Raw genomic sequence first — 4,066 nt, forward strand, 5'->3', positions numbered from 1 at the left:
GCGGTGGCCGCCGCCGCGCGCGAGGCGCGCCGGCAGTTGTTGGAAATGGCCGCCGATATGCTTGAAGCGCGGGTTGACGACCTCGATATTCGCGAAGGGATGGTGCAGATCCACGGTATGCCCGGTCGCACCATCCCGATTGGCGAGATTGCCAAACGCGCCGAGGAGCAGGCCGGCGGGCCGGGGCCGATTGTGGGTGATGGAAAAGCTGCCCCCGCCGAGAATGCGCCCGGCTTTGTCGCCCACATTGTGCAAGTTGAGGTTGATCGCGAGACAGGACGGGTGAAGCCGCTGCGCTACGTTGCAATTCAAGATGTTGGCTTCCCGCTCAACCCGCTGATGGTTGAGGGCCAAATCCATGGCGGCGCAGCGCAAGGAGCAGGTTGGGGCCTCTACGAGGCGCTGCGCTACGATGAGCGCGGCGAGCTGCTGACCGCCAGCTTGATGGACTACACGCTGCCGCGCGCCGCCGACCTCCCCACCTTCGAGGCGGTGCTGGTGGAGAACCCGGCTCCGAATGGCCCCTTCGGCGCGCGCGGCGTCGGTGAACCGCCGATCACCGCCGGGGCAGCGGCGATTGCCAATGCCATCCGCGATGCGACCGGCGTCCGCATCTACGAGTTGCCGATGCGCGATGAGGTGGTGTGGCGGGCGTTGCAGCAAGGTTGAGCAAAGGCGGCAGAGAGGACGAGGGCGGGTTTGAAACCCGCCCTTACCAATCACCCTTACGCTGATGTCCGCTCAACCTGCCCTCACCCCCGCGCGGCGCGAGCTTGGCGGACAATCTCTTCGATCTGGCCGAGATGGTCGTAGGCGTGAGCCAGACCGAGCGCATAGCGGCCACGGGCATCAACCGGCGGCGCGCCGGGCCACGGCTCAACCAGATAGTCGAGGTGGGGTTGGTCAGGCCACATCTGCAACGAAGCGTGCACCATGCGCCGGCTCTCGGCCAAGCGCTGGCGCACTTGGGCCATGGTCGTCACCGTCTCCCACGGCACTTCGGAGCGCGACCGGCCATGCAGTTTGACGCCACGGGCCATCTCGGCAGCCAAAAAGGCCGACTCTTCGCACGACGCGGTGAGGTGAACGATCACGTGGCCGAGTGTCCATGCTTGGTTGACGGCGCTCGGATCGCTGGCGAAGGGATCATTGGCGTTGAGATCAACCGGTTGAAAGGTGACGTCGGCGTCAACACAATCGGCGATCAGCCGTTCGATAGTGTCGTACATCTCGTCGGTTTCGGCATGGAGATCGGCGACGGTTATGTCGCTGACGATCTCTTGCATGGTGCGCTCGCGACGGTAGAGTGCGGCGTAGTCAAGCATAGGTGTCTCCTTCGCAGATGGGATATGAGAATAGCCACGAAAAGACGCAAAAGACACAAAACAATGTTGTATCTTTAGGAATTTTAATTGTATCCTCTGCGACCGCTGTGGTAAATTCCTTCCTTCACAGGCGGACAGAATGTACGAGTGCAGATACAGTTGATAGCTTTTTTACCCTCACCCCCAACCCCTCTCCCGCTTTGCGGGAGAGGGGCACTGCTACATTTCGCTCCTGCGATCCCTTACCCGCTAGCCAGCGGCTCCCCCGCTCCTGCCTGACGGTGGGTGCAAAGGGGGGATGAAAGCACCTTGTTTCCCGCTGGGATCATATCAAACCCTTTGCGTTCTCTGCGATCGTCGCACCTTTGCGTTTACCCTCTCTGCGCCTTTGCTCGCTCTGCGCCCTTGCGTTGCTCCCTCGCTACCGGCCCAACCGTTCGAGCAGTTTGCAGTAGGCGATCTGGCCCTTGCGGAAACTGCTGAGGCGGAAGAATTCGTCGGGTGAATGCACCCGCTCGTCGTCGAGGCCGAAGGCGAAGTTGCTGGTGTACGCGCCGAGCTGGCGTTGGAAGAGCGTGCAGACCGGGATCGAGCCGCCGCTGCGCACATAGTACGGTTCACGCCCGTACATCTCGACCAACACCTCGCGCACCGCCACATTGCCCGGATCGTCTTCGGGAATGAGGTAGGGATAGGCTTGGAACGCGAGCGGTGTTACCGTCACTGTCACGCCGGGAGGAGTATGGCGCTTGATGTGGGATTGCAGCAGTTCGAGGATCACCTGCGGGTCTTGGTCGGGCACGAGGCGACAGGTAATCTTGGCGTGCGCTTCGGCGGGCAGCACCGTCTTAATCCCTTCTTGCTGGAAGCCGCCCCAAATGCCGTTCACCTCAAGCGTCGGACGCACCCACTCACGCTCGCGGGGGGTGAAGCCGGCTTCGCCGAACAGCGCCGGTACGCCGAGCGTCTCCTTCAGCTTCGCTTCGTCGAAGGGGATGGCGGCGATCCGTTCGCGATCGGCTGGCGTCAACGGGCGCACCTGATCGTAGAAGCCGGGGATCGTGATCATGCCATCGCTCGAACGCATCGAGGCCAGAATCTGCACCAGTGCGTGGATCGGATTCTGCACCACGCCGCCGTACATCCCCGAATGCAAATCCATCTTGGCCGCCCGCACATCGATCTGAATGCCGCAGCCACCGCGCAACCCGACCAAAATCAGCGGCTGCTCTTCGCTCCACTGGCCGCCGTCGGAACTCAGCACCATATCACAGGCGAACCGTTCGCGTTCGTGCTGGAGGAAGGCGGGAATCTGGGGACTGCCGATCTCCTCTTGGCCCTCGAAGAAGAACTTGACGTTCACCGGCAGCATACCGCTGCTCTGCAAGAGGGCCTCAACCGCCAAGATCGGGATCAGCATATTGCCTTTATCGTCGCTCGCGCCACGGGCATAGATGCGGTCATTCTCGATATGCGGCTCGAAGGGCGGGTGCGTCCACAAATGGAGCGGATCAACCGGCTGCACGTCGAAGTGGCCATAGATCAAGACGGTCGGCTTGCAGGGGGCATGGAGCCAATCGGCGTAGACTACCGGGTGACCGCCGGTGGGCAGGATGGCAACGTGCTCCATCCCAGCGGCGGTGAGGCGATTGGCGACCCATTCGGCGGCGCGCAACACATCGCCGGCATGCTCCGAGATAGCCGAAACGCTGGGAATGCGCAGAAAATCGACCAATTCGGCCAGAAAACGGTCTTGATGTTCAGCAAGATAGCTCTTCCAGGCTGGCATAGCGGTCAGCTCTCCTCTACAATACAGATAGGCGGACGCACAGCTTTCGCCCCATTATCGACATTATACCGGAGAATGATATGGCGACATTGCTTGCGCGTCCAATATTTCAATTGCAACAGATCGGCACGATCGTCGCGCTGGCAGCGACGGTGGCCGTGAATGCGCTGGCCAATCTCCTACCGCTCAACGGCCAGACGACCGCAGCAATCTCGGATCGCTACCCGCTCTTGATCACGCCGCCGGGGTATGTGTTTGCGATCTGGGGGCTGATTTACACCGGCTTGATCGGCTACGCCATCTATCAGGCGCTGCCGGAGCAGGCCGGCAACCCGCGCTTGCGCGCCGCGGCGCCGTGGTTTTGGTTGAGCTGCGCCGGCAATATTGGGTGGATTGTGGTGTGGCACTACAATCTGCCGCTCCTCTCGTTGCCGGGAATGCTGATCGTCTTGATCGGCTTGATCGGCGTCTACCTCGTCCTGCGCCGTCCCGGCGCACCCGCCGCCGGCGAACGCTGGCTGGTGCGGCCCGCCTTCAGCGTCTATCTGGGTTGGATCTGCGTAGCCACGCTGGTCAATGGCGGCGTTTTTCTGTACGAACTGGGTTGGCGCGATACCGGCGCTGGCGGCATTGCCAGCACCATCGTGTTGCTGGCACTGGCCGCCGGACTAAGTTGGTGGTTTGCCCGCCGCTGGCGTGATGGCGTATTGCCATTGGTCATCGCATGGGCCGCCAGCGGGATTGGGCTGAAGCAGGCTGCGATTGCGCCGCTGGCTGTGGTCGCGTGGGGCGTGGCGGCGGCAGCGTTGATTGCGGCAGCGTATGCTGCACAGAACGGACAGACGCCGAGAGGGCAACGGCGCAGAGACTCGTAACGCAAAGACGCGAAGGACGCTAAGGGCGCGGAGAGGTTTTGGGGCAAGTGTCACCACTTTCGTTGTCATTGCGAGGG

The 4,066-nt window shown here is 62.1% G+C and carries 4 protein-coding genes; 2 read left to right on the top strand and 2 right to left on the bottom strand.

Translation table 11 applies throughout. From position 1 onward, the window contains the following. A partial coding sequence (locus U9R81_RS10650) for a molybdopterin cofactor-binding domain-containing protein (RefSeq protein ID WP_322495438.1) occupies nt 1-669 on the top strand: 669 nt, incomplete at its 5' end. Nucleotides 670-752: 83 nt separating this feature from the next. Here the strand turns inward: U9R81_RS10650 and U9R81_RS10655 are convergent. Both U9R81_RS10655 and U9R81_RS10660 read right to left on the bottom strand, forming a co-directional pair. Continuing rightward, complete coding sequence (locus U9R81_RS10655) at nt 753-1,325, bottom strand: DinB family protein (RefSeq protein WP_322495439.1); 573 nt, start codon at nt 1,323-1,325, stop codon at nt 753-755. A 421-nt stretch (nt 1,326-1,746) separates the two neighbouring features. After that, the gene (locus U9R81_RS10660) at nt 1,747-3,114 is read right to left on the bottom strand and encodes a dipeptidase (RefSeq protein ID WP_322495440.1); all 1,368 of its coding nucleotides are present in this window, start codon (nt 3,112-3,114) and stop codon (nt 1,747-1,749) included. Between the two features lie 80 nt (nt 3,115-3,194). Here U9R81_RS10660 and U9R81_RS10665 point away from each other — a divergent pair, with 80 nt between their 5' ends. After that, nucleotides 3,195-3,989, top strand: coding sequence for a TspO/MBR family protein (locus U9R81_RS10665; RefSeq protein ID WP_322495441.1), 795 nt, complete (start codon nt 3,195-3,197; stop codon nt 3,987-3,989). The last annotated feature ends 77 nt before the right edge of the window (nt 3,990-4,066 follow it).

Source organism: Chloroflexus sp., assembly GCF_034435895.1.
GTDB lineage: Bacteria > Chloroflexota > Chloroflexia > Chloroflexales > Chloroflexaceae > Chloroflexus.